Annotated in this window: 24 protein-coding genes and 1 pseudogene; 15 read left to right on the top strand and 10 right to left on the bottom strand. The window is 69.1% G+C overall.

Translation table 11 applies throughout. The annotated features are described in order from the left end of the window. Window positions 1-23: 23 nt before the first annotated feature. Window positions 24-1,430, top strand: a complete 1,407-nt coding sequence (locus ACZZZQ_RS10030; RefSeq protein ID WP_463507467.1) for an NAD(P)/FAD-dependent oxidoreductase — start codon at window positions 24-26, stop codon at window positions 1,428-1,430. Next, on the top strand, window positions 1,427-1,774 hold the full coding sequence (locus ACZZZQ_RS10025; protein WP_187250744.1) for a cupin domain-containing protein: 348 nt from the start codon (window positions 1,427-1,429) through the stop codon (window positions 1,772-1,774). The genes ACZZZQ_RS10030 and ACZZZQ_RS10025 overlap by 4 nt, the downstream gene beginning before the upstream one ends. A 30-nt stretch (window positions 1,775-1,804) precedes the next feature. Here the strand turns inward: ACZZZQ_RS10025 and ACZZZQ_RS10020 are convergent, their stop codons facing one another. The 3 genes from ACZZZQ_RS10020 to ACZZZQ_RS10010 form a co-directional block, all read right to left on the bottom strand. Then, window positions 1,805-2,584 (bottom strand): CPBP family intramembrane glutamic endopeptidase, encoded by a 780-nt coding sequence (locus tag ACZZZQ_RS10020; protein ID WP_232224479.1) that lies wholly within the window; start codon window positions 2,582-2,584, stop codon window positions 1,805-1,807. A 110-nt stretch (window positions 2,585-2,694) separates the two neighbouring features. Beyond that, the gene (locus ACZZZQ_RS10015) at window positions 2,695-3,360 is read right to left on the bottom strand and encodes a hypothetical protein (protein ID WP_157557449.1); all 666 of its coding nucleotides are present in this window, start codon (window positions 3,358-3,360) and stop codon (window positions 2,695-2,697) included. Window positions 3,361-3,474: 114 nt separating this feature from the next. After that, window positions 3,475-4,332, bottom strand: coding sequence for an alpha/beta hydrolase (locus ACZZZQ_RS10010; protein WP_463507466.1), 858 nt, complete (start codon window positions 4,330-4,332; stop codon window positions 3,475-3,477). A 35-nt stretch (window positions 4,333-4,367) separates the two neighbouring features. Between ACZZZQ_RS10010 and ACZZZQ_RS10005 the strand changes: the two genes are divergently transcribed. Beyond that, window positions 4,368-4,916, top strand: coding sequence for an AAA family ATPase (locus tag ACZZZQ_RS10005; RefSeq protein WP_463507465.1), 549 nt, complete (start codon window positions 4,368-4,370; stop codon window positions 4,914-4,916). 27 nt (window positions 4,917-4,943) lie between these two features. Here the strand turns inward: ACZZZQ_RS10005 and ACZZZQ_RS10000 are convergent, their stop codons facing one another. After that, on the bottom strand, window positions 4,944-5,513 hold the full coding sequence (locus ACZZZQ_RS10000; protein WP_463507464.1) for a TetR/AcrR family transcriptional regulator: 570 nt from the start codon (window positions 5,511-5,513) through the stop codon (window positions 4,944-4,946). A 146-nt stretch (window positions 5,514-5,659) separates the two neighbouring features. Between ACZZZQ_RS10000 and ACZZZQ_RS09995 the strand changes: the two genes are divergently transcribed. The 8 genes from ACZZZQ_RS09995 to ACZZZQ_RS09960 all read left to right on the top strand — a co-directional run bounded on the left by ACZZZQ_RS09995 (window position 5,660) and on the right by ACZZZQ_RS09960 (window position 15,089). Next, window positions 5,660-7,318, top strand: a complete 1,659-nt coding sequence (locus ACZZZQ_RS09995) for a CocE/NonD family hydrolase (RefSeq protein ID WP_463507463.1) — start codon at window positions 5,660-5,662, stop codon at window positions 7,316-7,318. Continuing rightward, a complete protein-coding gene (locus ACZZZQ_RS09990) occupies window positions 7,315-7,749 on the top strand; it encodes a DUF3237 domain-containing protein (RefSeq protein ID WP_056279234.1) in 435 nt (144 codons plus the stop codon). The genes ACZZZQ_RS09995 and ACZZZQ_RS09990 overlap by 4 nt, the downstream gene beginning before the upstream one ends. Before the next feature lie 73 nt (window positions 7,750-7,822). Further along, a complete protein-coding gene (locus tag ACZZZQ_RS09985; RefSeq protein ID WP_463507462.1) occupies window positions 7,823-9,472 on the top strand; it encodes an ABC transporter substrate-binding protein in 1,650 nt (549 codons plus the stop codon). Window positions 9,473-9,502: 30 nt separating this feature from the next. Continuing rightward, on the top strand, window positions 9,503-10,450 hold the full coding sequence (locus ACZZZQ_RS09980; RefSeq protein ID WP_463507461.1) for an ABC transporter permease: 948 nt from the start codon (window positions 9,503-9,505) through the stop codon (window positions 10,448-10,450). Continuing rightward, complete coding sequence (locus tag ACZZZQ_RS09975; RefSeq protein ID WP_463507460.1) at window positions 10,447-11,310, top strand: ABC transporter permease; 864 nt, start codon at window positions 10,447-10,449, stop codon at window positions 11,308-11,310. The genes ACZZZQ_RS09980 and ACZZZQ_RS09975 overlap by 4 nt, the downstream gene beginning before the upstream one ends. Beyond that, window positions 11,307-13,004, top strand: a complete 1,698-nt coding sequence (gene nikE / locus ACZZZQ_RS09970) for a nickel ABC transporter ATP-binding protein NikE (RefSeq protein WP_463507459.1) — start codon at window positions 11,307-11,309, stop codon at window positions 13,002-13,004. Before ACZZZQ_RS09975 ends, nikE begins: the two co-directional genes overlap by 4 nt. Beyond that, entirely contained in the window at window positions 13,001-13,468 is a 468-nt protein-coding gene (locus tag ACZZZQ_RS09965) for a DUF3237 domain-containing protein (protein ID WP_400341361.1), read from the top strand. Before nikE ends, ACZZZQ_RS09965 begins: the two co-directional genes overlap by 4 nt. A 58-nt stretch (window positions 13,469-13,526) precedes the next feature. Next, a complete protein-coding gene (locus tag ACZZZQ_RS09960) occupies window positions 13,527-15,089 on the top strand; it encodes an amidohydrolase (RefSeq protein WP_463507458.1) in 1,563 nt (520 codons plus the stop codon). Between the two features lie 101 nt (window positions 15,090-15,190). Here the strand turns inward: ACZZZQ_RS09960 and ACZZZQ_RS09955 are convergent, their stop codons facing one another. The 6 genes and pseudogenes from ACZZZQ_RS09955 to ACZZZQ_RS09930 form a co-directional block, all read right to left on the bottom strand. Further along, window positions 15,191-16,774, bottom strand: coding sequence for an ABC transporter ATP-binding protein (locus ACZZZQ_RS09955; protein ID WP_463507457.1), 1,584 nt, complete (start codon window positions 16,772-16,774; stop codon window positions 15,191-15,193). Further along, window positions 16,771-17,637 carry an ABC transporter permease gene (locus ACZZZQ_RS09950; protein WP_187250739.1) on the bottom strand — a complete coding sequence of 289 codons (867 nt, stop codon included), beginning with the start codon at window positions 17,635-17,637 and terminating at the stop codon, window positions 16,771-16,773. The genes ACZZZQ_RS09955 and ACZZZQ_RS09950 overlap by 4 nt, the downstream gene beginning before the upstream one ends. Then, window positions 17,634-18,590 carry an ABC transporter permease gene (locus ACZZZQ_RS09945; protein WP_463507456.1) on the bottom strand — a complete coding sequence of 319 codons (957 nt, stop codon included), beginning with the start codon at window positions 18,588-18,590 and terminating at the stop codon, window positions 17,634-17,636. The genes ACZZZQ_RS09950 and ACZZZQ_RS09945 overlap by 4 nt, the downstream gene beginning before the upstream one ends. Then, entirely contained in the window at window positions 18,587-20,245 is a 1,659-nt protein-coding gene (locus ACZZZQ_RS09940; protein ID WP_463507455.1) for an ABC transporter substrate-binding protein, read from the bottom strand. The genes ACZZZQ_RS09945 and ACZZZQ_RS09940 overlap by 4 nt, the downstream gene beginning before the upstream one ends. Next, a complete protein-coding gene (locus tag ACZZZQ_RS09935) occupies window positions 20,242-20,598 on the bottom strand; it encodes an amidohydrolase family protein (RefSeq protein WP_463507454.1) in 357 nt (118 codons plus the stop codon). Before ACZZZQ_RS09935 ends, ACZZZQ_RS09940 begins: the two co-directional genes overlap by 4 nt. Further along, window positions 20,589-21,941 (bottom strand): annotated as a pseudogene (locus ACZZZQ_RS09930) (amidohydrolase); the annotation flags it as partial. The pseudogene ACZZZQ_RS09930 and the gene ACZZZQ_RS09935, both read right to left, overlap by 10 nt. A 162-nt stretch (window positions 21,942-22,103) precedes the next feature. On the opposite strand from ACZZZQ_RS09930, the gene ACZZZQ_RS09925 reads away from it, so the two are divergent. The 4 genes from ACZZZQ_RS09925 to ACZZZQ_RS09910 all read left to right on the top strand — a co-directional run bounded on the left by ACZZZQ_RS09925 (window position 22,104) and on the right by ACZZZQ_RS09910 (window position 25,045). Then, window positions 22,104-22,760 (top strand): TetR/AcrR family transcriptional regulator, encoded by a 657-nt coding sequence (locus ACZZZQ_RS09925; RefSeq protein ID WP_072591912.1) that lies wholly within the window; start codon window positions 22,104-22,106, stop codon window positions 22,758-22,760. Window positions 22,761-22,854: 94 nt separating this feature from the next. Further along, window positions 22,855-24,123, top strand: coding sequence for a flavin-dependent oxidoreductase (locus ACZZZQ_RS09920; protein WP_463507453.1), 1,269 nt, complete (start codon window positions 22,855-22,857; stop codon window positions 24,121-24,123). Beyond that, window positions 24,120-24,575 carry a MarR family winged helix-turn-helix transcriptional regulator gene (locus ACZZZQ_RS09915; RefSeq protein ID WP_072591914.1) on the top strand — a complete coding sequence of 152 codons (456 nt, stop codon included), beginning with the start codon at window positions 24,120-24,122 and terminating at the stop codon, window positions 24,573-24,575. Before ACZZZQ_RS09920 ends, ACZZZQ_RS09915 begins: the two co-directional genes overlap by 4 nt. Next, a complete protein-coding gene (locus tag ACZZZQ_RS09910; RefSeq protein WP_463507452.1) occupies window positions 24,572-25,045 on the top strand; it encodes a DUF3237 domain-containing protein in 474 nt (157 codons plus the stop codon). Before ACZZZQ_RS09915 ends, ACZZZQ_RS09910 begins: the two co-directional genes overlap by 4 nt. The last annotated feature ends 9 nt before the right edge of the window (window positions 25,046-25,054 follow it).

The following is a 25,054-nucleotide window of genomic DNA, read 5'->3' as shown; positions in this document are numbered from 1 at the left end:
GGGTCCGGAACCAGGAGAACACCATGGGAACCACGGTCTTCGAACGTCGCCGCCCCGCGGATGCCGTGATCGATGCCTCGCTGCGCGACACCGCGTTCAGCGTGTTCTGGCTCGATGACGTCGAGCGCGTCTCGCACCCCGCGCTCACCGACAGCATCACCGCCGACCTCGCCATCGTCGGCGGGGGCTATGCCGGCCTCTGGACCGCCGTGCGCGCGAAGGAGCGCGACCCTCAGCGCAAGGTCGTGCTGCTCGAGGCGTCGCGCATCGCGTGGGCGGCGTCGGGCCGCAACGGAGGGTTCTGCGAGGCGAGCCTCACGCACGGACACGAGAACGGCCTCACGCGCTGGCCCGACGAGATCGACCGCCTGGAAGAGCTGGGGATCGAGAACCTCGACGGCATCGAAGAGACCGTGAAGCGGTACGGCATGGATGTCGACTTCGAGCGCACCGGCCAGCTGGCCGTCGCCGTCGAGCCGCACCAGGTCGAGTGGCTGCGCGAGGAGGAGGGATTCCTCGACCGCGAGGCCGTGCAGGCCGAGGTGCATTCCGACACGTTCCTCGCCGGCGCCTGGGAGCGCGATGCCTGTGCGCTCGTGCACCCCGCCAAGCTCGGTCTCGAGCTGGCGCGCGTCGCGGTCGAACTCGGGGTCGAGATCTACGAGCAGGCGCTCGTGCGCGAGGTCATCGGCGACGGATCGAGCGCGATCACGCTCGTCACACGTGACGGCGGGCAGGTGCGAGCGGATGCCGTGGCTCTCGCCACGAACGTCTTCCCCTCGCTGCTCAAGCGCAACCGCCTGATGACGGTTCCCGTCTACGACTACGTGCTCATGACCGAGCCGCTGACCGACGAGCAGCTGGCGTCGATCGGGTGGTCGAACCGCCAGGGCCTGGCCGACAGCGCCAACCAGTTCCACTACTACCGCCTCACCGCCGACAACCGCATCCTGTTCGGCGGCTACGACGCGGTCTACCATTTCGGCGGCAAGGTGCGACCCGAGTACGAGGATCGCGCCGAGAGCCACCGCAAGCTCGCCTCGCACTTCTTCACGACGTTCCCCCAGCTCGAGGGGCTGCGCTTCACGCACCGGTGGGCGGGGGCGATCGACTCGTCGAGTCGCTTCTGCGCGTTCTTCGGCACCGCCCGCAAGGGACGCGTGACCTACGCGACCGGGTTCACCGGGCTCGGCGTCGGCGCCGCGCGCTTCGCCGCCGACGTCATGCTCGACAAGCTGTCGGGCGAGCCGACCGAGCGCACCAAGCTCGCGATGGTGCGCGAGAAGCCGATCCCGTTCCCGCCCGAGCCCGTCGCCTCGATCGGCGTCAACCTCGTGCGAGCCGCGATGAACCGGGCCGATCACAACGAGGGCAAGCGCAACCTGTTCCTCAAGACGCTGGATGCCGTCGGCATGGGCTTCGACTCGTGAGCGAGCTCGCGCCGGGAACCGGAGTCGATGCGGTGGCACTGCCACTCGTGCACGAACCGCTGCCGGCCGACGACGTGCTCCTCGGACAGCCGACGACCGCCACGCATGCGTTGGCGATGCTCGGCGAGGTCGAGGTCGGTATCTGGGAGATGACGCCGGGCACGGCATCCGACACCGAGGTCGACGAGGTGTTCGTCGTGCTCTCAGGTCACGCCCGGATCGAGTTCGTCGAGCCGGCGCTGCCCGCGATCGAGGTCGACGCCGGGTCGGTCGTGCGCCTGGGCGCGGGCCAGCGAACCGTGTGGACGGTCACCGAGACGCTGCGCAAGATCTACATCGCCTGAGGAGTGACGGGGTCGCGCGAGCGCTTCCCCTCAGGCGCTCGCTGGCGCTGTCGACCTCGCTGCGGCGACCGGCTTCTCATCCGTGCCTTTGATCACCCAGTAGACGACGGCGACAGCGAGGATGCCGATCACCGGGCTCAGGAACGCGGCCCACGCCGTGCCGAGCGGGGCGAACCCGACCGCGAACACCGAGACATCCCAGAGGCCGTGCAACGCCATCGCCCAGATGAGCGACCCGGTCACTCGACGCACGATGTAGAAGCAGGTGCCCGACATCGCGGCGAGCACCACCTGTCCGAGCGTGGGCCCGACGGGGGCGCCCAGCGCGGCATTGATGATGTGCATCCCGCCGAAGAGCAGGGAGGTGAGCAGCCACACCCATACCTCAGAGAGGCGCGAGCGGAGGGCAGTCAGCAGGAGTCCTCGCGACATCAGCTCTTCGCAGAATCCGACGGCGAGCCCGAGGGCGAGCAGCGACAGCAGGAACGATGCGTCGAACTTCGACCAGTCGGTGTTGAGCAGGTTCACGACAGCGACGACGAGCATGATCGCGGGCACGAAGATCGGCCACTTGTGGTGCGAGCGCGTGCGCTCGAACAGCGCGGGCCTCCACCACCCCAGAAGCCAAGTGGTGATGGCGAGCAGCACGGCGCCGACTGCGAGGTCGAGTACCGCTCCTCGCCAGGTGAACTCGGCCGAGGTCCCGATCTCGGTGTAAGCCACCCCGCTCAGTTTCGATACGACGAAGATGACTGCGACATAGCCGACGTAGATCGCGAGGCCGATCCAGACCCGAGGAGTGACGCGCATGAGGTTGTGCCTTCCGTCGGCGAGGGGGTTCCGATCACCCAACATATCGGTGGACAGGGTGGAGATGGTGACGCCGGAACGGCCACCATTCTCGCGCTCGTCACGATCAGCTACGTGGGGTCCGCATCGAGGACTATCCCGAGTCTGCTGGCGACATCACGCGACCGCCTCTCAGCGTCGGCTGCTGTGCGTTCGAGGCCGGGCAGGTCCTCCGGGCGGAAGTACCAGGTCGACCGGTCACCAGGGGAGACGTATCGTTCTTCGTCAGTGAGCTGCGCATCGGCGCGGGCCTTCCGGAGGTCGGCCTCGGCACGGTCCCGCTCGTCGAGCACCCGCGACGCGAGCATGATGTCTCCAGCTGGCAGATCTGCCGGGGCCCCGGCCTCCACAAGAGGATGGATCAGCACGGACGGCAGGGGCTTCGGGATGGAGGTGGCCGGTCGCGCACGCGAGGCGATGACCGCGGTCACTACCGCACCCAGGACGAACAGCAACCCGACGGCGATGGCCGCGCCTCGAAACGACAGTCGGAGCGACGCGATCACCACGCCGGCCACGGCCGCGAGCAGGAGACCTCCGGCGATCGGGACGACGCACCCGATCGCATCCCTCTTGCCGCGGGCAGCTCGCACTCGCCGATGGCTCTCGATGATCGCCGACGCGTCGGTCTCGCTGTCCGGCGGCACGAGGTGCAGCTGATCCGGGTGCGTCCGGATCGCCGCGGCATCGACGGCCGGCAGGAGGAAGCAATCCGGGCGGTCGGAGGAGATCGGCACCACCCCATCCTCTCGTGCCGGGGCCCTGTATCGGCCCGTCGCGGAAGCAACGTGACCGACGGCGACCCGAGCTCGCGTCCACCGTTCCCGCCGAAAACGATCGATAGCCGCCGACTATTTCGGCGCAGGCGTGGCATCTCGCCAGATCCATCGGAGCGCGTCCGGCAGCAGGACGCCGCCGTGGTTAGCGCTGTGGCCGCCGTCTCCGAGCACCAATCGGAAGTCGTAACCCGCTTTGGCCAGAGCGGCGGCGACTTCGAGGTTCTCGGCGAGCCAGTTCATCTCGGGCTGGTTCCAGCCGTCGTCACGGTGCGCCGCCTGCATGAAGATCGTCAGTGGCCTGCGGGGTTCAGACATCAGTAGCCGGGGGTACGGGTTTCCGTCGGGCATCTGCGAGAAGCTCGACAGGTACGCGATCACGCGCCTGAAGGCGTCTGGCCGTTCCCAGGCCGCGGTGAAGGCCGCGTTTCCTCCTGAGCTTCCTCCGCAGATTCCTCGCATGTCGGGGTCCGACGAGACGCGGAACCGGGCGGTGACGACCGGTAGGACTTCGGTGAGCAGGAACGACGCATAGCGGTCGTCGAATGCGTCGTACTCCGCGTTCCGATTCTTCGGGTTGTCAGCGCCTGGGAAGACACCCGGATCGACGAACACACTGACAGTGACCGGCATCTCACCGCGGTGAATGAGGTTGTCGAGAACGATGCCACCGCGAACGTCACCGTCAGGATCCAAGTACCACCAGCCGTCGTTGAAGACCATCAACGCCGCCTCGCCCTGCGGGTCGTGACCAGCGGGCACATGGATCCAGCACCGTCGGGTGGTACCGGGATAGACGACGCTGTCATCGATCGTGAATTCCGTGATCTCTCCCGGTGTCACACCGGCTTGACGCTCGGAGTCCGGGCCGAACCGGTACGTCACATCATCGAGCTCGACGGGCAGCTCGCGGTACGGGATCTCGGTGGCCATCCACGACACCATAGCGACTCAGGCATACTCGGGGAATGCCTGAAGTCCGCGACCCCACAGAGCCGTCCTGCATCATCGTGACCGGCATGCCCGGTGCCGGGAAGTCCACCGTCACCGAACTCATTGCGAAGAGCCTGCCGCGAGCAGCGCGACTCAGCGGCGACGAGGTATCCGGCATGATTCGCTCCGGACGAGTATGGGCTCTCGGCAGCCCCCGTGATGAAGCCGAGCGACAGATCCAGCTGATGCCCCGCAATGTGGCGGCTCTGGCGAACAACATGGCGGCGGCACGTTTCACCGCGGTTGTCGACGTGGTGCTCGAGTCGCCGGCAGAGCTCGCGACTCTGACGGATGCACTCGTGTGCGCCTGGGACCTCGTCGTCCTCGCACCGGGTGCCCAGGTATGTCGAGATCGCAATGCTGCGCGCGACATCGACGACCGATGGGACTTCACCGGCTACGACCGGCTCGACCTGAAGATGCGCGAGAGCTTCAGCGACAACAGCCATTGGATCGACACGTCGAACCACACCGCGGAAGAGTCCGCAGCCGACGTTCTCCGACGGGTCCGCGTCGGGAGCTGAGGGCCGCCGCGCGCACGACGCGGAAGCTCAGAGCGCGGCGAGCAGCGTCTCGACAGCCCGGCGCACCCGGGCAGTGCGGACCTCGTCGGGGTTGAAGTCGCCCATGAAGACGTTGCCGAGCGCGGCCGAGAGCGTGCCGTCGGCGACGAGCTCGCAGGTCGCGGCATCCGCCTTCGGGTACTCAGCGGCGGCGAGCTCGGCCAGGGTCGTGCGAGTGTGGCCGTATGCCTCCGTGAGCACCTCGGCGATCGGCGGGTTGGTGCGCGAGAGCTCGACGAACCCGAGGACGACCGCATTCTCGGTGTCTGATCGGGTGAACTCCTCGCCGAACAGGTAGTCGAGCGCATCGGTGAACGTCACCAGCGTCGACGGCAGGATCGTCAGGGTGCCCGTCTCGTCGGCGAAGACGTGCCGCGCGGTGTCGGCGAGCAGCTGATCGCGGTTCCCGACGAAGTGCCGCACATGTCCGCGCGACATCCCTGCCGCCTCGGCGATGCGGTCGAGTGAGGTTCCGGCGATGCCGTGCTGGGCCACGGTCTGCAAGGTGGCTTCGATGATCTGGTCGCGTCGTTCTGCGGCCACGGTCGGACGTGCCATCGTTCCCCCTTTTCCCTGCATCAGCAGGATACATAGATGTTACAAGTTTTTAGTCTAGTCAGACTTGACTATTAACTTCGACGGACTTACGTTGTGATTCATCGAGCACCGCGGTCTTCCCGGCGCAGAGGTTTCAAAGGAGAGCAATGACCCGCTACATCCGCATCCCCGCGGCACCCGAGAGCGACCTGGCGCGTCCCGCCCGCATCCGGATGCGCGACGGCGTGCTGCTCGCGGCGGACGTCTACCTCCCCTCGGACGGCGGCGACCGCGCCGGCGACACCATCCTCATCCGCCTGCCTTACGACAAGAGCGGCACCTACACCTACATCCCGTTGATCGCCGAGTACCTGATGGCCCGCGGCTACCGCGTGGTCGCCCAGGACGTGCGGGGCAAGTTCCGCTCCGAGGGCGAGGCGCTGCTCTTCGTCAACGAGGTGCGGGACGGCGAGGACACGCTCGACTGGATCGTGCAGCAGCCGTGGTCGAACGGCCGGGTCGCGATGTGGGGCGACAGCTACTACGGCTACACCCAGTGGGCGGCAGCGGCCAGTGGCCACCCCGCGCTCAAGGCGATCGCGCCTCGCGTCACCGGCACCCGCCTCGGCGAACCCGTGCATCGCGCACCCGGCGAGCGCGTCTCGGACGTCGAGTGGGCGATCACCTACCTCTATCCCGTGAGCCATTTCCATGGCAACGACACCTACATGTGGGAGCCGGACTGGACTCGGCGCGACTTCGCCGCCCAGGTCGAAGACTTTCTCGCCGAGGCCGGAGAGCGCTCGATCTCTTACGACCAGTGGTACCCGCGGCCTGTTCACCTGCCGCGCTTCCCGCTCGGCTCGCCCTTCGCCGGCCGTTCGGTTCCAGCGCTGCACACGATCGGCTGGTGGGACAACTGCTCGCCCCTGTCGTGGGCCGATGTCGACGACATCGCGAAGAGTCCGGCGTGGGCCGCTCACCATCACCTCCGCATCGAGTCGATCGACCACGAGGGCTACGAGCTGCTCAGCGACCCGGCCGACCGCGTGGCCGAGCGCACCGACGACCAGGTGCGTGCGCTCCTCCCCCGCACTCTCGACCCCGCGCTCGAGTTCTTCGAGGTCTACCTGCGCGGCCACGGCGCCCCGTCCGACATCCCCGCAGTGCGCTGGAACCTCGCCGGTACGACAAAGGAGCGGACGGATGCGGCGTGGCCGCCCGCCGGCATCCGCACCGTCACGCTGCAGGCGACCGCAGAGGGAGGGCTGCGCACGGATGCCGCAGAGCAGCCGACCGAGCTGACGTGGACGCACGACCCCGACGACCTCGTGCCGTCGAGCGCCGAGGACGCCTTCTCCTTCCTCCTCGAGATGCCGGACGACGCACCGATCGGCGCCCGCGGCGACGTGCTCGTCTTCACGTCGTCTCCGGTCGCCGCCGATGTCGACCTCGCCGGCCCCGTGAGCGCCACCGCGACGGTCCGCTCCGACGGCCCCGTGCTCGACCTGTTCGTCCGACTGCTCGACGTCTCACCCGACGGCACAGCACTGCGCATCGCCCGCGGGCAGCGTCAGATCGCCGAGGCCACGACGCCCGCGACCATCGACATCGGCCTGGGGCAGATCGGATACCGGCTCCAGACCGGCCACCGCCTCCGCGTTCACGTGTCGAGCAGCGACTATCCCGAGTTCATCCCGCAGACCGGCACCGGCGCCGACCCGTGGGCCTGGGGGCCCACCGCGACCAATCAGCAGCACCTCACCGTCGGGGGCCCCGACGGGCTCACGATCCACCTCCCCGTCCTGGATGGAGAACTGTCATGACCACGAACACCCCTCAGCCCGAGCCGATCCTCGAGTACGCCTTCGAGATCCGGGTCGACGTCGACACCGACATCCACCTGGGCCGTGGACCGCACGAGGTGCTCGCCTTCACCCCCATCACCGGGGGCACGATCGATGGCCCCCTGCTGCAGGGCACGGTTATCGCCGGTGGAGGCGACTGGTCGGTCGAGCGCGACGGCACGTTCCAGCTCGAGGCGCGCTACCTGCTGCGCGCAGCCGACGGTGCGGCGATCGACATCCTCAACCGCGGCTACTACCGCGAAGAGGCCGACGGCTCGTCGTACTTCCGCACCGCCCCGGTCTTCCAGACCGACGCACCCGAACACAGCTGGCTGAGCCGCAACCAGTTCATCGGCCTCGCCCGCGACGAGGACGAGCAGATCTGCATCCGCGTCTACGTCGTCAGATGACCCGCACCGCCCGCACCACCACCCCCGGCGGGGTCGACGACGCTCCCGCTGCACGCACCTGAGAGGACCCGACATGACCCGCACCACCCGACGCCGGTTCACCGTCGCCGCCGCCCTGGCGACCGCGACCGTTCTCGCCGCCACCGCCTGTGCACCGCGCGCCGGCACGACAGACTCGTCCACTGACGAGATCGACGCCTCGTCACTGGTCACCGCGCTGCCCGCGGCGACCACGCCCGTCGACGAGGTGACGTGGGCGGTCGTCGAGGGCGAGCCTCAGACGCTCGACCCGTCGTCCTCTGCCAACATCATCATCCCGAACCTGTGCGACAGCCTGCTCACGGTCGAACCCGACTTCACCCTCGAAGCGGGCATCGCCGAGACGGCCGAGTGGGTCGATCCCGTGACCTTCGAGATCACGGTGCGCGATGGCGTCACCTTCTGGGACGGAACTCCGGTGACCGCCGCGGACGTCGCCTACAGCCTGGAGCGCAACCGCACCCCCGCGTCGCAGTGGTACGCGGCCTTCGCACTGATCTCGAGCATCGAGACGCCCGACGACGACACCGTCATCGTGCACTTCGCAGCGCCGGACACGACATTCCGCGATGCCCTCGGCGGCGGAGGCGGAGCCGTCATGAGCTCCGCCTTCGGCGCCAGCGCCGGTCAGGACCTCGGAACCTCCGGCGGCGGCCTGATGTGCGCAGGCCCCTACCAGCTCGACGAGTGGAAGCCGGGCTCCGAGATCTCGGTCACCGCGAATCCCGACTACTGGAACGGCGCTCCGCTGACCGAGCGCATCCGCTTCGTGTTCGTCACCGACGGCCCCACGCTCACCTCCGCCCTGACGGCTGGCGAGATCGACGGTGCCTTCACCGTGCCTCCCGGATCGCGGCAGAGCTTCGAGGCCGACGGCGGCGCCGGCCGCCTGATCGCGGGACCCTCCACGGCCTCGTACAGCTTCGGCCCCGCGTCGGCCGACAGCGCGGCCGCCGACCCGCGAGTGCGGCAGGCGCTGAGCCTCGCCATCGATCGCGACGTCTACATCGACACCGTCCTGCAGGGGCTCGGCGAGGTGCAGAAGACGATCGTGCCTCCGTTCGTGTGGAGCGGCATGGAGGCGAAGGACATCTACCAGGATGCCTACGACGCCCTCCCCGCACCCGAGGTCGACCTGGATGCGGCCAAGAAGCTGATCGCCGAGTCCGGCATCGACACCTCGGTGCCCCTCGTGCTCGCGGTGCCTGCCGGCGCGAAGGAGTTCTCGCAGACGGCATCCATCGTGCAGAGCGCGGCGAAGGACATCGGCCTCACCATCTCGATCGACGAACGCCAGCCCGCCGACTTCGGGGCACTGTTCTACACGCCCGAGCTGCGCGAGGGCATCGACTTCGTCGCGACGACCGGATACCTCGAGGTGCCCGGCGTGCTCGGCTACCCGCAGCTGTTCATGCTGCCGGCCGAGATCGGCGGCATCTTCAACTGGTCGGGCTATGCGAACGACGAGGTGACGGCCGACCTCCAGGCGGCGCGCACCGCGACGGATGCCACCACAGCGGCCGACGCGTTCGTGAGCGCACAGGAGATCTTCGCCGCCGACCAGCTGCAGGTCACCCTCGCCGGCGCCTACCAGCTCACCTACCTGTCCGACGACCTCACCGGCATCACCACCTCGGTCGCGATCTACAGCTCCCCCTGGGCGCTGCACCTCGGCGGCGAGTGAGTCGTCCAGGACGACGGAACGGATCCCCTCATGATCAGGACGGTGCTCGGAAAGCTGGGCGGACTCGCGCTCACGCTCTTCCTCGCCAGCGTCATCATCTTCTCGGCGCTGCTGCTGACGCCCGGAGACCCGGTGTCGGCGCTGGCGGGCGGTGCTCGTCCGACCCCGGAGCTCATCGCGGCCATCCGCGCCGAGTACCGACTCGACGACCCGGTCTGGTTGCAGTACCTGCACTGGCTCGGCGGCGTCGTCACCGGCGACTTCGGCCGGTCGTTCGTCTACAAGACCGACGTCTCCGTGCTCGTGGGGGCCCGCTTCGAGGTGACCTTCCAACTGGTGCTGCTCACGACGGCCCTGATCGCGGTGTTCGGCCTCGGCTCCGGCATCCTCGCCGCGGTGAGCGGCCGCCGTACCGACATGATCGTCTCGGTCTCGACGTCGCTCGGCATGGCTCTGCCTACGTTCATCGTCGCGATCCTGTTGATCTGGATCTTCGCCACCTCGCTCGGCTGGTTCCCGACCTTCGGGGCGGGTGACGAAGGACTCGATCGGCTCTGGCACCTCGTTCTGCCTGCGGCGTCGCTCGCGCTGATGTTCATCGCGCACATCAGCCGGGTGACGCGCAGCGCTCTCGTGGCGCAGCTGCACTCCGAGCATGTCGAGACGGCCCGGGTCCGCGGCATCCCGTGGCCGCGGGTGTTCCGTCGTCACGTCTTCCATAACGCGGCGCCGCAGATCCTGGCGATCTCGGGCACGACGATCGCCGGGCTCTTCGCGGCCTCGGCAATCGCCGAGCAGGCCTTCGGCCTCGGCGGCATCGGCTCCCTCCTCACCGAGGCTGCGGCCCGCAAAGACCTCCCGGTCGTGCAGGTCGTCTCGCTGCTGCTCGTCACGCTGTTCGTGGTACTGAACGCGATCGCCGACCTGCTGGCGGCGGCGATCGATCCCGACAGCGCGGGAACCAGGAGGAACGCATGAGCGTCGGTCAGCTCGCCGCGGGGCGCATCCCCGTCGCCGCACGTCGTCTCGCCCGACGGGACCCGCTCGTGGTCGTGGCCGTCGTCGTGCTCGCGGTCATCGCCGTGATCGCCGTCGCCGGCCCCTGGCTCGCCCCCTACTCACCCGACCAGCTCTACGTCGGGCCCACGAACGGCGTGGTCTCCCTCGACCATCCGTTCGGCACCGATGACCTCGGCAGGGACATCCTGTCGCGGGTTCTCGCCGGCGCCTCGGCCAGTGTCGCGGCCCCGGTCATCGTCGTCGTGCTCTCCACCACGCTCGGCATGGCGCTGGCCGTCGCCTCCGCCTGGTTCGGCGGATTCGTCCGCGGCACGATCGCGCGCATCATCGACGTGATCTTCGCCAGCCCGGGCCTGGTGCTCGCCGTCCTCGCCGTGGCCATGTTCGGCAAGGGACTCGTCGCCCCGGTCGTCGCACTGTCGATCGCGTACATCCCGGTCGTCGCGCGCCTCACCCAGACGGCGGCCTCGCGCGAACTGGGTCGCCCCTACGTCGCAGCGCTGCGGGTGCAGGGGGTGTCGAGCGCGGCGATCTGCTTCCGTCATCTGATCCCCGCACTCGTCCCGGTCGTCGCGGCCCAGGCGACGGTCGGCTTCGGCTACGCGATGCTCGACCTCGCTGCGATCTCGTTCCTGGGTCTCGGCCAGCAGCCTCCCGCCGCCGACTGGGGATCCATGATCGCCGGAGGGCAGGCCGCCATTCTCGCCGGGGCTCCCGAGCAGTCGCTCTTCCCGGCGGCGCTGATCGTCGTCACCGTGCTCGCGGTCGGCATCATCGGCGCACGCACCACCACCTGGGCAGAGGAGAAGGAACGATGACGGCACCGGTGCTCGAACTGCAGGGCCTGGCGATCGGCATGCCGACGCCCGAGGGGCCCCGCATGCTGGTTCACGACTGCACGCTCGACGTCGACCTCGGCGAGTCCGTCGGCCTCGTCGGCGAGTCCGGCTCGGGGAAGACGCTGAGCGTGCGGGCGATCGCCGGCCTCCTGCCCGAGTCCTTCACGACGGCGGGAAGCATCCGCGTCGAAGGCCAGGACCTCGCGTCCCTCGACGACCGCGGGCGACGCGAGCTGCGGGCGCTGCGCATCGGCATGGCGTTCCAGACGCCCCGCGCGCACCTCAACCCGCTGCGGACGATCGGCGACTTCCTCACCGAGGCGCTGGTCACCGTGGCAGGCTTCACCGTCGACGCCGCCGAGCGTCGTGCGATCGAGCTGCTCGACGAGGTCGGAGTCCCCTCTCCCGCCCGTCGACTGCGCCAGCGACCGGCCGAGCTGTCGGGCGGCCTGCTGCAGCGGGTCATGATCGCATCCACTCTGGCGATGGATCCCCGTTTGCTGCTCGCCGACGAGATCACCACCGCCCTCGATGTGACCACACAGGAGGAGGTCATGGCGGTGATCGGCGACCTGCGTCGCCACCGCGACCTGTCGCTGCTGTTCATCACCCACGACCTCGCTCTCGCCGGTGCCGTCTGTGATCGGGTCGTGGTGATGAAAGAGGGGCGCACGATCGAGACGCTGCGGGCGGGGAGCATGAGAGAGGATGCCGCGCAGGACTACACGCGCATCCTCATGTCGGCCTCGCTCGACGCCGTGCCGCTGACCGCGGGGCCGTCGAGTTCCGCCGAGACCGAGCCGCTCCTGCGAGTGGACGGTCTCAGCAAGCGATTCCGCGTGCGAGCGGCCCGTGGGCGCGGGCACGAGGTGCTCACCGCCGTCGACGACGTCTCGTTCACCCTCGCTGCCGGAGGATCTCTGGGCATCGTCGGGGAATCCGGGTCGGGTAAATCCACCACGGCCCGCATCATCTGCGGCCTGGAGCGCACGGATGCCGGCACCGTGCACGTCGGCGGCTCCGATTGGAGCACACCCGCCGCCTCGGGCACCGAGCGCCGCATCCGCGCGAAGACCGCGCAGATGGTCTTCCAGGATCCGTATCAGTCGCTCGACCGACGCCAGACCGTGCGACAGTGCCTCACCGAAGCGATCCGCGTGCACCGCCGCGACGACGACCGCGCCGCGCTCTCCGCGCGAGTGGGCGCACTGATGGAGTCCGTGCGCCTCGACCCCGCCCTGCTCGACGCGCGTCCGCGCTCGCTCTCCGGAGGCCAGCGGCAGCGCGTGGCGATCGCGCGGGCACTGGCCGCTGAGCCGCGCATCCTCGTGCTCGACGAGGCCGTGTCGGCGCTCGACGTCACCACCCGAGTCGAGATCCTGACGCTGCTCGAACGCATCCGCCTCGAGACCGGCGTCGCGCTGCTGATGATCACACACGACCTCACCGTCATCCGCCGACTGTGCGACGAGGTGGTGGTGATGCGCGAGGGCCGCATCGAGGAGCGCGGCGCTACCGGCACCGTGCTCGACGACCCTCAGGCTGAGTACACCCGCCTGCTTCTCGACTCGATCCCGAGCGAGGGCTGGGCACCGCAGCGGCGCATTCCGGTGCGCACCACTCCGATCCCGACGATCGGACTCGACCGACCGACCACGAGGAGACGGCGATGACCGACACCGAGCTGATGACCCCCGCATTCGAGTTCTGCTTCGAGCTGCAGGTCGATGTGACCCCGCCTCAGCGCATCGGTCGGGGTGAGGGCGGCCAGCTGCACTTCACTCCGATCATCGGCGGCCGCGTCACCGGGCCTCGCGCTGAAGGGCGTGTCGTTCCGGGCGGAGGCGACTGGTGGGTCGACCATGGCGTCACCACCCAGCTCGATGCGCGGTATCTGATCGAGATCGACGGCCATCTCGTCGATGTCGTCAACCGCGGCTATTGGCGGGCGAACGAGGCGGCGATCGCGCAGTTCGAGTCGGGCGGACAGCCGTCCGAGCACGATCTCTACTACCGCACGGCGTTCGTGTTCCAGACGGATGCGGAGCCCCTGCGTTGGCTCGCCGAGTCGCAGTTCGTCGGCTACGCGCGCCCCGGAGACGACCAGGTCGTCATCCGCGTGTTCCGAGTGGTGTGACGAGATGATCGACGAGCAGGACCCGAGCGGCGCGGCCGCAACGACGAGAGGCACGACCATGACCCGCACTTCACCCGCCGACGTGTGCATCGTCGACGGCCGCGTCTTCGACGGGCGGATCGGCACCGCCGACACGGCCATCGCCATCCGCGGCGAGCGCATCGTCGCGATCGGGACGGACGACGAGATCCGTGCCCTCGCAGGGCCTGACACCCGCGTGATCGACGCCGCAGGCGGCGGCATCCTGCCGGGGTTCGTCGACGCGCACATCCATGCGGCGTTCGCCGGCGTCGAGCGGCTCAGCTGCGATCTGACCTCGGCGACGAGCATCGACGAGACGCTGTCGCTGATCGCGGCAGCGGCCGCGACGACGGATGCCGAGTGGATCACCGGCGGCGGCTGGAGCCACGAGCTGTTCCCCCACCCGACGAGGCAGATGCTCGACGCGATCGTGCCGGACCGCCCTGTGGCGCTCAGCGACGCCGGGCACCACACCCTCTGGGTCAACTCGCGCGCGCTGCAGCTCGCCGGAGTCGACCGCGACACCCCGGCGCCGCCGAACGGTCACATGCACCATGACGACGAGGGCGAACCGACCGGATATCTCAACGAGACGGCGGCCGAGCTCGTCGGTCGAGCGATTCCGGCGTCGACCGATGCCGATATATCGGCTGGCCTGCTCAACGCGCAGGACTTCCTCTGGACGCTCGGCATCACCGGCTGGCACGAGGCCATCCTCGGCGAGTACAACGGCAAGGCCGACTGCACTGCCGCGTATCTCGCGACCATCGCCGACGGCACTCTCCGCAGCCGCACGTCCGGCGCGCTCTGGGTTCCCCCCGGCACCACCGCCGCGCAGGTGCCCGAGCTGGTCGAGCGCTTCGTCGCTGTGCGAACAGCGAACGCGGCCGCCGGATTCGACACATCGACCGCCAAGGCGATGGTCGACGGCGTTCCCCACGGCGAGACCGCGGCGCTGCTCGAGCCGTACTGCAGCCACGCCGGCAGCGGGGAACTGCACATCGACGCCGAGGCACTGGAGGCACTCGTCGTCTCGCTCGACGCCGCGGGGTTCGCGATGCACCTGCACATCATGGGCGACCGCGGCGTGCGTGTCGCCCTGGCCGCGGTCGAGGCTGCCCGACGCGCCAACGGCACCGGTCAGCGCCATCACTTCGCGCACCTGTCGATGGTCCACCCCGACGATGCCCGCCGCTTCGGCCCTCTCGGCATCACCGCGAACATCCAGGGCCTCTGGGCATCCGTCGACCCGGCCGTCGTGCCGATGATCGGCGACGCGCGGATGCGCGCGGGCTACCCGTTCCGGGCGATCGCCGACAGCGGCGCCGCGATCGCCATGGGGTCGGACTGGCCCGTATCGCCGGCCGACCCGTGGCTCGCGATCCACGTCGCCGTCAACCGCACTCTCCCCGGCCCCGACGGGCAGCCGCGCGAACCCCTCGACGCCACCCAGCGTCTCACCCTCACCGAGGCGCTCGCCGCGTACACCAGCGGATCCGCCGAGCTCGTGCTGAGCGGAGGGGGATGCTGCGCATCGGCGGCCGTGCCGACATCGCGGTGTCGACCGTCGATCCGTTCGCCATCCCGGCCGAGGCGCTGATCAGCGTGGGCACCGCCGTCACGATCGTGGGCGGAGCCGTCGTGCACACGCGCGAGTGAATCGAGTCGGCGACGCACCGTCCCGTGCGTCGCCGCCTCGGTTCACGTGATCGGCACGGGCACCGAGTCGATCAGCAACCGGGTGTACTCGTGCTGGGGGTCGCTCAGCAGACGCTCTGTCGCGCCCGCCTCCACGATCTCCCCGCGACGCATCACGATCGTCTCGGCGCAGACTCTTCGCACGACCGCCAGATCATGGCTGATGAAGAGCAGGGTCAGCCCCTGCTCCCGCCGGATCCGGGCGACGAGATCGAGCACCTGAGCCTGCACGGACACGTCGAGTGCGCTCGTCGCCTCGTCCATCACCAGCAGCTCGGGTTCGACGGCGAGCGCCCTGGCGATCGCCACACGCTGACGCTGGCCGCCTGACAGCGTGCGCGGGCGAGCGGTGAGATGCTCTTCCCCCAGCCCCACGGCGGTGATCAGTTCGCGCACGCGCTCGGCCGCGTCGTTCCCCGTGCGGCCGCCGTGGAGTCTCAGCACATCCTCTATCGCTCGCCCCACGGGAATTCGCGGATCGAGCGAGAGGTACGGGTCTTGGAAGACCATCTGCACGCTCTTGGCACGCTCCAGCCGCTCGGCGCGCGATCGCGGGATGCCCGCCATGGATCGGCCGCCGATCGTGATCGCTCCGGCATCCGGCTCCTCGAGTCCGACGATCATCCGCGCCAGAGTCGACTTGCCCGACCCGGATTCGCCCACGACGGCGAGCGCACCGCCGCGGGGAACGACCAGATCCGCATCGATCACGGCGGAGACCGGCTCTGCATCGCGGCGCCGATAGGTCTTGCCCACCCCCGTCACGATGAGTTGCGCCTCGGCACCCGACACGGCCGTCGGCGGTGAGATCTCCCCCGAGATGCGGGGCGTCGCGGCGACCAGACGTCGGGTGTACTCGGCGGTCGGCGCCACCAGCACGTCCCGCGCCACCCCCTCCTCGACGATCGCGCCGTCCTTCATGACGACGAGCCGATCGCAGAGCGACCCCGCGAGGTTGAGGTCGTGGGTGATGAACAGCATCCCCATCCCGCTCTGCTCGCAGAGATCCCGCAGCACCTGGATGATCTCCGCCTGTGTCGTGACGTCGAGAGCGGTGGTCGGCTCATCGCAGACGAGCAGGCCGGGAGATGTGCTCAGGGCCCCGGCGATCATGACCCGCTGCAGCATGCCGCCCGACAGCTCGTGCGGATGCTGCGACAGATGTTCCGCCGGAGCGGGAAGCCTGACGGCGGAGAGGAGCTCGACGGCGCGGGTGCGAGCGGCCTCCTTCGCCCACCCCTCGCAGAGCCGCAGCCCTTCGGTGACATGATCGCCGATCGTCCGCATCGGGTTGATGCCGGCGCGCGGATCTTGGAAGACCATCGCGGCCTCGTGCCGACGGATCTCCTGTCGCTCCGCCGCGCCCGCGAGCGGGGACCGTCCGTTCACAGCGACGGCTCCGCCGACGGTCGCACGATCGGGAAGAAGACCCAGCACCGCACGGGCCGTGAGCGACTTGCCCGAGCCGGACTCGCCGACGAGGCCGACGGTCTCGCCGGAGGCGATCTGCAGCGAGATGCCGTGCAGCAGTCTGGTGCCGTTCGGAAGATCGAGCGTCAGGTCGCGGATGTCGAGCAGAGCGTTCATGAGGGGTTCCCTCCGCCGATTCGGTCGGACAGTTCTTCGCCGATGATGTTCACGCACACGACGACGAGCACGACGGCTACGGCCGGGGCGATCGCCGGCAGGAACTGCCCTGCGGCGACTCCCGACTGCGCCTCGTTGATCATGGCGCCCCAGTCGGCGGTGGGCGCCTGCACGCCGAGCCCCAGGAACGACAGGCCGGCGAGCTCGGCGAGCACGTATCCGAAGTTGAGGGTCGACTGCGCGCCCACGATCGGCGTGACGTTCGGCAGCACTCGCCGCGAGGCGATCCAGCCTCCGCCGAACCCCTGCACCCGATAGGCCGAGACATACGGCCGCGAGCGCTCGGCCATGACCAGCGACCTCGTGAGCCGTGCCACGAACGGCGCGTACGCGATGCTCATGGCGATGACCGGGGCGACCAGCCCCTTGCCGAACAGCGCGACCGCCATGATCGCGATCAGCAGAGACGGGAAGGCGAACAGCACGTCGAAGATCCGGCTGAGTGCGGCATCGATCCACCCTCCGCGCCACCCGGCCCACAGCCCCAGCAGGATGCCGAGGACGGTGGAGAACAGCACGACGAGCAGCGGGCCGATGAGCGCCGTGCGACCGCCGTAGATGAGGCGGCTCAGCAGGTCCCGGCCGAGGGAGTCGGTGCCGAGCCAGTGAGCCGCGGACGGCGGCGCGAGGAACGACGTGAAGTCCACCGCATCCGGGTCGTAGGGTGCCACGAAGGGGGCGAAGATCGCCGCCAGCACGACCGCGCCGAGAACGACGACGCTGGCCAGGTAGAGGAATCGCGGGCGGCGCCCGCGAGGTGCGCGCAGCACCCGCATCGCGAGCGTCGGAGTCGAGGAGGTCATCGGGCACCAGCTCCTGCAGCGGATCGGGGGTCGATCCAGGGTTCGAGGACGTCGACGATCGCGTTCACGACGACGAACGCGCAGACGACGAAGAGGACGATGGCCTGCACCACGGGGAAGTCGAGCCGATCGACGGACTGCACGAGAAGCGACCCGATCCCCGACAGCCCGAACGCCGCCTCGACGATCGAGCTGGCGACGATGAGCCCCGCCACGAGCACGCCGCTCACGGTCAGGATCGGACCGAGGGCGTTGCGCAGCACGTGCCGCCGCACGACGATCGATCGACGCACGCCCCGACTCGTCGACACCTCGACGTGCTCGCGGCTCAGCTGATCGACCATGGCCGACCTGGTCACCTTGCCGACCAGCACGATGAAGACGAGCGCCAGGGCGATCGACGGCAGGGTCAGGTGATAGACCATGTCGATGAAGCCCTCGCCCGACCCGAAGGAGGGGAACCAGCCGAGCTGCACGGAGAACACCGCGATGAGGACGATCGCTCCGACGAACGACGGGATCGCGCCGAGCACCGTGAGTCCGATCAGGACCAAGCGATCCAGCGCCCTCCCGCGGTTCAGCGCCGCGACAGCACCGAGCACGACGCCGGCGACCAGCACGATCGTCCCCGCCATCGTGACGAGCATGAGGGTCACGGGAAGCCGGTCGCCGATCACCTCGGTGACGTCCTGCCGGTACTGCAGCGAGCGCCCGAGATCGCCGTGGAGCAGACCGAGAACCCATCGCAGGTACTGCTCCCACGGCGGCAGGTCCAGTCCGTACTGGGCGGTCACCTGCGCCACCGCCTCTGCACTGGGCTTGCGCCCGCGCAACAGGAAGCTCACCGGGTCGCCGGGTACGAGGAAGCGCGAGAAGAAGACGAGCAGCGATGCCAGGAACAGGGTCAGCAGCAGCCCACCGAGCTTCCCGGCGACCCGGCGCGCGGCTGTCATCGGGCGCCGATCGTGGCCGCCCACGGGTAGTACATGAAGGCGATCGACGGCTGGACTCCGGTGATCCTCTCGCCCAGATAGAGCGATATCGGCGCCTGATACAGCGGGAGCCACGGCAGCTCCGCATTCGCGATCCGCTGCGCCTCGGCTGTGAGCTCGCTGCGCGCGGCCGGATCGTCGATCGTGACGGCCTCCTGCAGGATCGCGTCGAACTCCGGGTCGGACCACCCGCCGTAGTTGCTGAAGTCGCCTGTCCGAAGCACGGAGTACATCTCCAACGCATCCGGGCTCGAGAGATACCAGCTCGTGTAGAAGAGGTCGACGCCTTCGCGGGCGGTGGGGTCGGAGAACAGCGCGGTGTAGGCGTTCGGGGTGACGGTCTCGACGTTCACCGTCAGCCCGATCGACCGGGCAGCGGCGACGGTCGCCTGCGAGATGACGGCGAAGTCGTTGCTGATCGGCGCGGTGACGTAGGTCAGCTCGGCTCCTTCGGCGCCGGCTTCGGCGATGAGGCTCTTCGCCTGCTCAAGGTCCTGCTCGTAGGAGGTGACGTCGTCGAACGCAGCGGTGCGCGCGGCATCAGAGGCGTCCTGCCAGACCGACGGGGTGGTCATCACGTCGGTCGTCTCGCCGACGCCTCGGTACGCAGCCTGAAGGATGCCGTCACGGTCCATCGCGAGCAGCAGGGCCTTGCGCACGCGCACGTCGCCGAGGGGACCGTCGAGATCGCTGACCACGATGTTGCCCACCGCGGTGCTCATCCCGAAGAGCACGTCTCCCTTGCCCGCCGATCGGAGCGTGGAGACGGCCTCCATGGGAACCATCCACGATCCGTCGACGCTTCCGGACTTGAGTGCGTTGATGCGCGCGGTGGGGTCGGTCATGAAGACGAACTCGACCTCGCCGGACCGCGCTCGGAGTCCCTCATCCCAGTAGTCGTCGTAGCGGGTCATCGTGATCGACTCACCGGACTCCCACGAGGTCAGCTCGAAGGGACCGGTGCAGTTCACACCGCCCGTCGAGTTGCCGTAGTCGGCGCCCTTCTCGGCCAGAGTCGCGGCCGACTCGATCACACCGGCGGACCCGCCCATGCCGAGATTGAACTGCGAGTCGGGCCCCGTCATCGTCACCGTCACCTCGCGCTCGCCGGTCTGCTCGATCGACTTCACGTTCTGGTAGACGGAGTACCAGAACGATCCGACGGCCGGGTTGAGGTGTCTGCTCATCGACGCGACCGCATCGGCCGCTGTGAGCGCAGTGCCGTCGTGGAAGGTGACGCCCTCTCGGATCGTGTACACCCAGGTGTCGGGCGTCGGATGCGCGAACGATTCCGCGAGGCCGGGGCTGAGGGAGTAGTCCGGGTTCAGCCGCAGCAGAGACTCGCAGGTGTTGGCGAGGATCGAGTTGTCGGCGTAGTCGAAGGCGTAGGCGTAGTCGAGCGAGTAGGGCTCGGCATAGGTCGCGAACGTGAACGAGTCGATGTCGCCGCTGGGCGCGGCCGTCGTCTCGGTCAGCTCCCAGTCGATCGGCTCGTCCGACCCGGAGCCGGTCGTGTCGGCCGGGCCGCAGCCGGCGAGCGCCGCGACGGCGAGGACGCCGACGAGCGCGGTCGCGCCTCCGCGGGCGAGGGAACGGGAGCGGAGCGTGCGGTTCATCGGGACTCCTTGCGGTCGGTGCCGGGCGAGGTGGAGGCGAGAGCGTCTGCCGTGTGGACGCGGCGCCCGTCTATCCAGGTGGACGTGACGCGCGCCCGGTGCAGTTCTGCCACCGGCAGTCGGAAGGGATTCGGTTCGATCACGACGAGATTGGCGAGGTATCCCTCGCGGATGCTGCCGGTATCGTCATCGCGTCGGTTCACGTACGCGGACCCCGAGGTGTACGCGGCGAATGCCGTCTCGAGGTTGAGTCGCTGATGCGCTCCCCGAGCGGCGGCCGCTCGGACCCCGGATACGAGCGGTTCACGGCGATATGGATGGCCGCGAGCGGATCTGCCGTGGAGACCGGCCAATCGCTGCCCGCCGCCAGTCGCGCACCCTGTCGCACGAGATCGCCGAACGGATACTGGCGGTCCACCTGTCCGTCCTGCAGGAACGGCAGCGTCAGGTCGTCGAGCTGGTCTTCGTGGGTCGCCCAGAGCGCCTGGATGTTGGCGATCGCGCCAAGCGGCGCGAAGCGGGTGGTGTCGTCCTCCGAGACGACCTGGAGGTGCGCGAGGTGGTGGCGTCCGTCGGTGTCGCCGTTGGCGTCACGGGCGACCTGCAGAGCATCGAGGGCCTCGCGCACGGCGCGGTCGCCGAGCGCGTGCATGTGCACCTGCTGACCGGAGGCGTCGAGGGCCGTCACGTATTCGCGCAGCCGGTCAGGGTCGATGAAGCTCAGCCCGTGATTGCACGTGTCGTGTCCGGACTCGTCCCGATAGGGGGTGAGCATCGCCGCGGTCTGGTTCTCTGCGACGCCGTCGACCATGATCTTCGTGGTTCCGAGATCGATCCGACGATCGGGATGAGCGGCGGCGGCGCGCTCGCGGCGTTCGGTCATGCGGGCGACCTGGTCGACTCCGCCGTCTCGCAGCCACCATTGCGCCCCCACGACGTGCACGAGCAATCGCCCCTCGGCTGCGGCCCGCTCATACGCGGCGAGCGGATCCGAGATCCCGCCGGAGTCCGCACCGACCATGGCGTCCTGCCACCCGGTGATCCCGAGGGCGATGAGCTCTTCCTGTGCACGCAGCAGTCCCTGGTAGGCGAGATCGGCAGAGGTCGCGGGGCGCACCGCGGCGAAGAGGTCGCCGGCGCCCTCGTGGAACGTACCGGCGGGAGAGCCGTCGATATCGCGAACGATCCGGCCGTCCGCCGGGTCCTCCGTCTCGGCCGTGATCCCCGCCCGCTCGATGGCCGCCGTGCTCGCCCACGTGCTGTGGTGATCCCGGCTCTGCAGCAGCACGGGCCGACCGCCTGTCGCGTCGTCGAGCAGTTCACGCCGCGGGTTGCCCCCGGCGAAGTGGTCCATGCTCCAGCCTCCGCCGAGGATCCATTCCTCCTCCGGGTGCGCCTGTGAGTAGGCGCGGATGATCGCGACGGTGTCGTCCGCATCCGCCGCGTCCGAGAGATTGCACTGCAGCAGCTCGATTCCGCCGCCCACCGGGTGGATGTGCGCGTCCTGGAAGCCGGGGCTGAGCAGCGCCCCGCCGAGGTCGATGCGGCACGAGTCGGGGAAGGTGTCGAGGTCCGCCTCGGATTCCGGGACGACCGCCGCGATGCGACCGTCGCGTACGACGACGGCATGATCCGCGAGCGGAGAACCGCTGCCGGTGAACACGAGACCTCCGTGGAAGACGAACTCGCTCGCCATAGTGGACCTTCCCTCATCGTCGATGCTGCTGGAACGCGACAAACGTATCCTCGGTCATCTATGGTGTCAACAGTGTTGTCAGAGGCGATGCGATTCCGTTGCCATCGGCTCAGGATCGCCGCATCGCATGGCACGATGGAGCAGAGAAGACCGGAGAGACGAATGGCGAACAAGGCATCCGCGCGCGTGCGGCTCGACAGGGCGACGATCATCGACGCCGGCATGGAGCTCGCCGAGACCGGAGCGGCATCCATCTCGGTGCGAGAGCTCGGTGCCCATCTCGGCGCCGACCCGACCGCCATCTACCGCCACTTCGCGAGCAAGGACGCCCTGATGGGCGCACTCCTCGACGAGCTCAACGGTCAGGCCGCAGCAAGCGTCGACCTTCCGGTCGACGACTGGGCGGGCCGCCTGCGCATGCTGAGCGAAGCGACCCTCGCCTCCTTCACTCGCTACCCGGCCATCGGCGCGGAGGCGACGAGCCTGACCACGCACGGCGCGGGCGAGCTCGCGGCGATCGAGCTGATGCTCGATGCCTTCCATCGCGCCGGACTGCGAGGGCAGGAGCTGGTGCGGCACTACGCACTGCTCGCCTCGCACGTGCTCTCGGGTGCCGCGGGGATCGCTCGAGCGAGAGCGGATCGCAGCCACGACGGCGAGGACAGCCCCTGGATCGACTCGCCGCTGCTCGCCGATCCGCGCCAGTTCCCCCTGATCGCCGAGAACAGCGCGCTGCTGTCGGACCTGCAGGACCGGGAGCTCTTCCTGCTGGGCGTCGACGTGATCATCGAGGCCGCACGCACGGCCGCCGCTCGCTGAGGAGCTAGGTCGATCCGCCTCTTGCGTCAGATATGGTTTTGTGACAAAACTATATCTGACGGCGGCTCGGATGAGCCGCGAACAGGAGCGATCAATGAAGATCATCATCATCGGGGCGGGGATCGGCGGACTCGCCACAGCGGTCAGCCTGCATGAGGCCGGGTTGCGCGACGTCGCCGTGTTCGAGCGGAGCACGGCGATCCGTGGGCTCGGCGTGGGCATCAACCTGCTGCCGCACGCACTGCGCGAGCTCACCGAACTCGGCATCGCCGACACCATCGCCGAGCTGGGGGTAGAACCGCAGACGCTGGCCTACTACAACCGCTTCGGGCAGCCGATCTGGAGCGAACCGCGCGGGCGCGAGGCCGGATACCGCTGGCCGCAGCTGTCGGTGCACCGCGGTCGTCTGCAACTCGCTCTCCGTGACCTCGCTGCAGCGCGACTCGCAGAGCCCATCCGCCTCGATCACCGCCTCATCGACGTCACCACGAACGATGACGGCACCGAGACCGCGCGCTTCGCCACCGCCGACGGCACGGTCGAGGCGACCGCCGACGTGATCATCGGCGCCGACGGCATCCACTCGGCACTGCGTGCTCTGCGCTACCCGAGTGAAGGAGCCCCGCCCTGGAGCGGCCTCACCCTGTGGCGCGGGGTCACGCGGATTCCGGCGTTCCTCGACGGCCGCACCATGATCATGGCGGGCGACGGCGAGCAGAAGTTCGTCGCGTATCCGCTCGCACCCGCAGACGCCGACGCCGACGCCGACGGACGGATGCTGGTGAACTTCATCGCCGAACGCCGCGTCGGCGGCACGGGAGACGCGGACTGGAACCGCCACGTCGAGCCCGGACCGATCGCCGAGCTCTTCCGCGACTGGCGCTTCGACTGGCTCGATGTGCCGGCCGCGATAGCCGCCGCCGACGAGATCCTCGAGTACCCCATGGTCGACCGAGACGCACTGCCGCAGTGGACGTTCGGTCGCACCACGCTGCTGGGTGATGCCGCGCACGCGATGTACCCGAACGGATCGAACGGCGGATCCCAGGCGATCCTCGATGCGCGCACGCTGGCCTTCCACCTCGCGACAGCCCCGAGCATCGACGAGGGTCTCGCCGCATACGAGCAGGACCGCCGCCCCGCGATGACCGCTCTGCTCGCCGGCACTCGCGCCACGGGGCCGGAGCGCGTGATGCAGCTGGCTCGCGAGCGCGCGCCGCAGGGCTTCGCCGACATCGACGACGTGATCCCCTCTGACGAGCGCGAGCGGATCGCCGCCGACTACAAGAAGGCGGCCGGTTTCCTTCCCGAGATCCTCAACGAGCGCCCCTCGCTCACCCCGGCGTCGGCGGTGAGTCGATGAGCGGTTTCGATGCGGCTCGACTCGCCGGCGTCATCTCCCCGCTGCGGCGCGCGCTCCTCGCCGCGACGCGGGCGGAGGCTGGGCTTCCCGAGCTGTCGGATGCCCAGATCGACGTCATCCGGGCCCTGCCACGCGGCACCTCGAAGGGTCCGGCGGAGATCGCCGCGCGGCTGCGTCTCAGCCGATCGACCGTGAGCAATCTCCTCGGGGCGATGGAGGGCGAGGGCCTCATCGAACGACGCCCGGCGCCCTCCGACGGCCGTCGGGTCATGGTGCAGGCATCAGCGAAGGCGCTCGACCTGTTCGACCGGTTCGACGCCGCGAACTCCGCTCTCGTCGCACAGGCGACGAGTCGGCTCGACGACGAGGAGCGAACCGCGCTCGCGGCCGCGGTTCCCGTGCTGGAGAGACTCTGCGACCTGCTCGCCGCCGACCATGAGGAGACCCGATGACCTCGCACGATGAACTCCCCCGACCCGACCTCGAGTTCGCCTTCGACGTCACCGTCGACCTCGGCCCGCTCGAAGATCACCACGCCACCAGCGTCGGCCATCGCCGTGTCGTGCCGATCCTCGGCGGGCGCATCACGGGCGCCGTCGAGGCCGAGATCCTGCCCGGCGGAGCGGACTGGCAGATCGTGCGACCCGACGGGACGATCGAGATCGACGGCCGCTACTCGGCACGGACCGACGGAGGCGACCTGCTGCTGCTGCACGCGAAGGGACTCCGCACAGGGACTCCCGACGTGCTCGAGCAGCTGCGACGCGGTGAGGACGTCGACCCGGGCGCGTACTACTTCCGCACGACCGTGCAGATCGAGACGGCCGCGCCGGCACTGGCCCACCTGCAGCGAACCCTGTTCCTCTCGGCCGCTCAGAAGCAGGCGGATGCCGTGCGCTACCGCGCCTACCGGGTGAGCTGAGCCCGCAGC

This window comes from Microbacterium sp. AC132, from assembly GCF_979258525.1.
Note: the sequence above shows the minus strand (reverse complement) of the source record. Positions and strands in the feature narration are given on the sequence as shown.

Excerpts from the sequence above, each read along its gene's own strand:
- ACZZZQ_RS10030 (WP_463507467.1), top strand. The coding sequence starts at position 24 with ATGGGAACCACGGTCTTCGAACGTCGCCGCCCCGCGGATGCCGTGATC.
- ACZZZQ_RS10020 (WP_232224479.1), bottom strand. The coding sequence starts at position 2,584 with ATGCGCGTCACTCCTCGGGTCTGGATCGGCCTCGCGATCTACGTCGGC.
- ACZZZQ_RS10010 (WP_463507466.1), bottom strand. The coding sequence starts at position 4,332 with ATGGCCACCGAGATCCCGTACCGCGAGCTGCCCGTCGAGCTCGATGAT.
- ACZZZQ_RS10005 (WP_463507465.1), top strand. The coding sequence starts at position 4,368 with ATGCCTGAAGTCCGCGACCCCACAGAGCCGTCCTGCATCATCGTGACC.
- ACZZZQ_RS10000 (WP_463507464.1), bottom strand. The coding sequence starts at position 5,513 with ATGGCACGTCCGACCGTGGCCGCAGAACGACGCGACCAGATCATCGAA.
- ACZZZQ_RS09995 (WP_463507463.1), top strand. The coding sequence starts at position 5,660 with ATGACCCGCTACATCCGCATCCCCGCGGCACCCGAGAGCGACCTGGCG.
- ACZZZQ_RS09990 (WP_056279234.1), top strand. The coding sequence starts at position 7,315 with ATGACCACGAACACCCCTCAGCCCGAGCCGATCCTCGAGTACGCCTTC.
- ACZZZQ_RS09985 (WP_463507462.1), top strand. The coding sequence starts at position 7,823 with ATGACCCGCACCACCCGACGCCGGTTCACCGTCGCCGCCGCCCTGGCG.
- ACZZZQ_RS09980 (WP_463507461.1), top strand. The coding sequence starts at position 9,503 with ATGATCAGGACGGTGCTCGGAAAGCTGGGCGGACTCGCGCTCACGCTC.
- ACZZZQ_RS09975 (WP_463507460.1), top strand. The coding sequence starts at position 10,447 with ATGAGCGTCGGTCAGCTCGCCGCGGGGCGCATCCCCGTCGCCGCACGT.
- nikE (WP_463507459.1), top strand. The coding sequence starts at position 11,307 with ATGACGGCACCGGTGCTCGAACTGCAGGGCCTGGCGATCGGCATGCCG.
- ACZZZQ_RS09965 (WP_400341361.1), top strand. The coding sequence starts at position 13,001 with ATGACCGACACCGAGCTGATGACCCCCGCATTCGAGTTCTGCTTCGAG.
- ACZZZQ_RS09960 (WP_463507458.1), top strand. The coding sequence starts at position 13,527 with ATGACCCGCACTTCACCCGCCGACGTGTGCATCGTCGACGGCCGCGTC.
- ACZZZQ_RS09955 (WP_463507457.1), bottom strand. The coding sequence starts at position 16,774 with ATGAACGCTCTGCTCGACATCCGCGACCTGACGCTCGATCTTCCGAAC.
- ACZZZQ_RS09950 (WP_187250739.1), bottom strand. The coding sequence starts at position 17,637 with ATGACCTCCTCGACTCCGACGCTCGCGATGCGGGTGCTGCGCGCACCT.
- ACZZZQ_RS09945 (WP_463507456.1), bottom strand. The coding sequence starts at position 18,590 with ATGACAGCCGCGCGCCGGGTCGCCGGGAAGCTCGGTGGGCTGCTGCTG.
- ACZZZQ_RS09940 (WP_463507455.1), bottom strand. The coding sequence starts at position 20,245 with ATGAACCGCACGCTCCGCTCCCGTTCCCTCGCCCGCGGAGGCGCGACC.
- ACZZZQ_RS09925 (WP_072591912.1), top strand. The coding sequence starts at position 22,104 with ATGGCGAACAAGGCATCCGCGCGCGTGCGGCTCGACAGGGCGACGATC.
- ACZZZQ_RS09920 (WP_463507453.1), top strand. The coding sequence starts at position 22,855 with ATGAAGATCATCATCATCGGGGCGGGGATCGGCGGACTCGCCACAGCG.
- ACZZZQ_RS09915 (WP_072591914.1), top strand. The coding sequence starts at position 24,120 with ATGAGCGGTTTCGATGCGGCTCGACTCGCCGGCGTCATCTCCCCGCTG.
- ACZZZQ_RS09910 (WP_463507452.1), top strand. The coding sequence starts at position 24,572 with ATGACCTCGCACGATGAACTCCCCCGACCCGACCTCGAGTTCGCCTTC.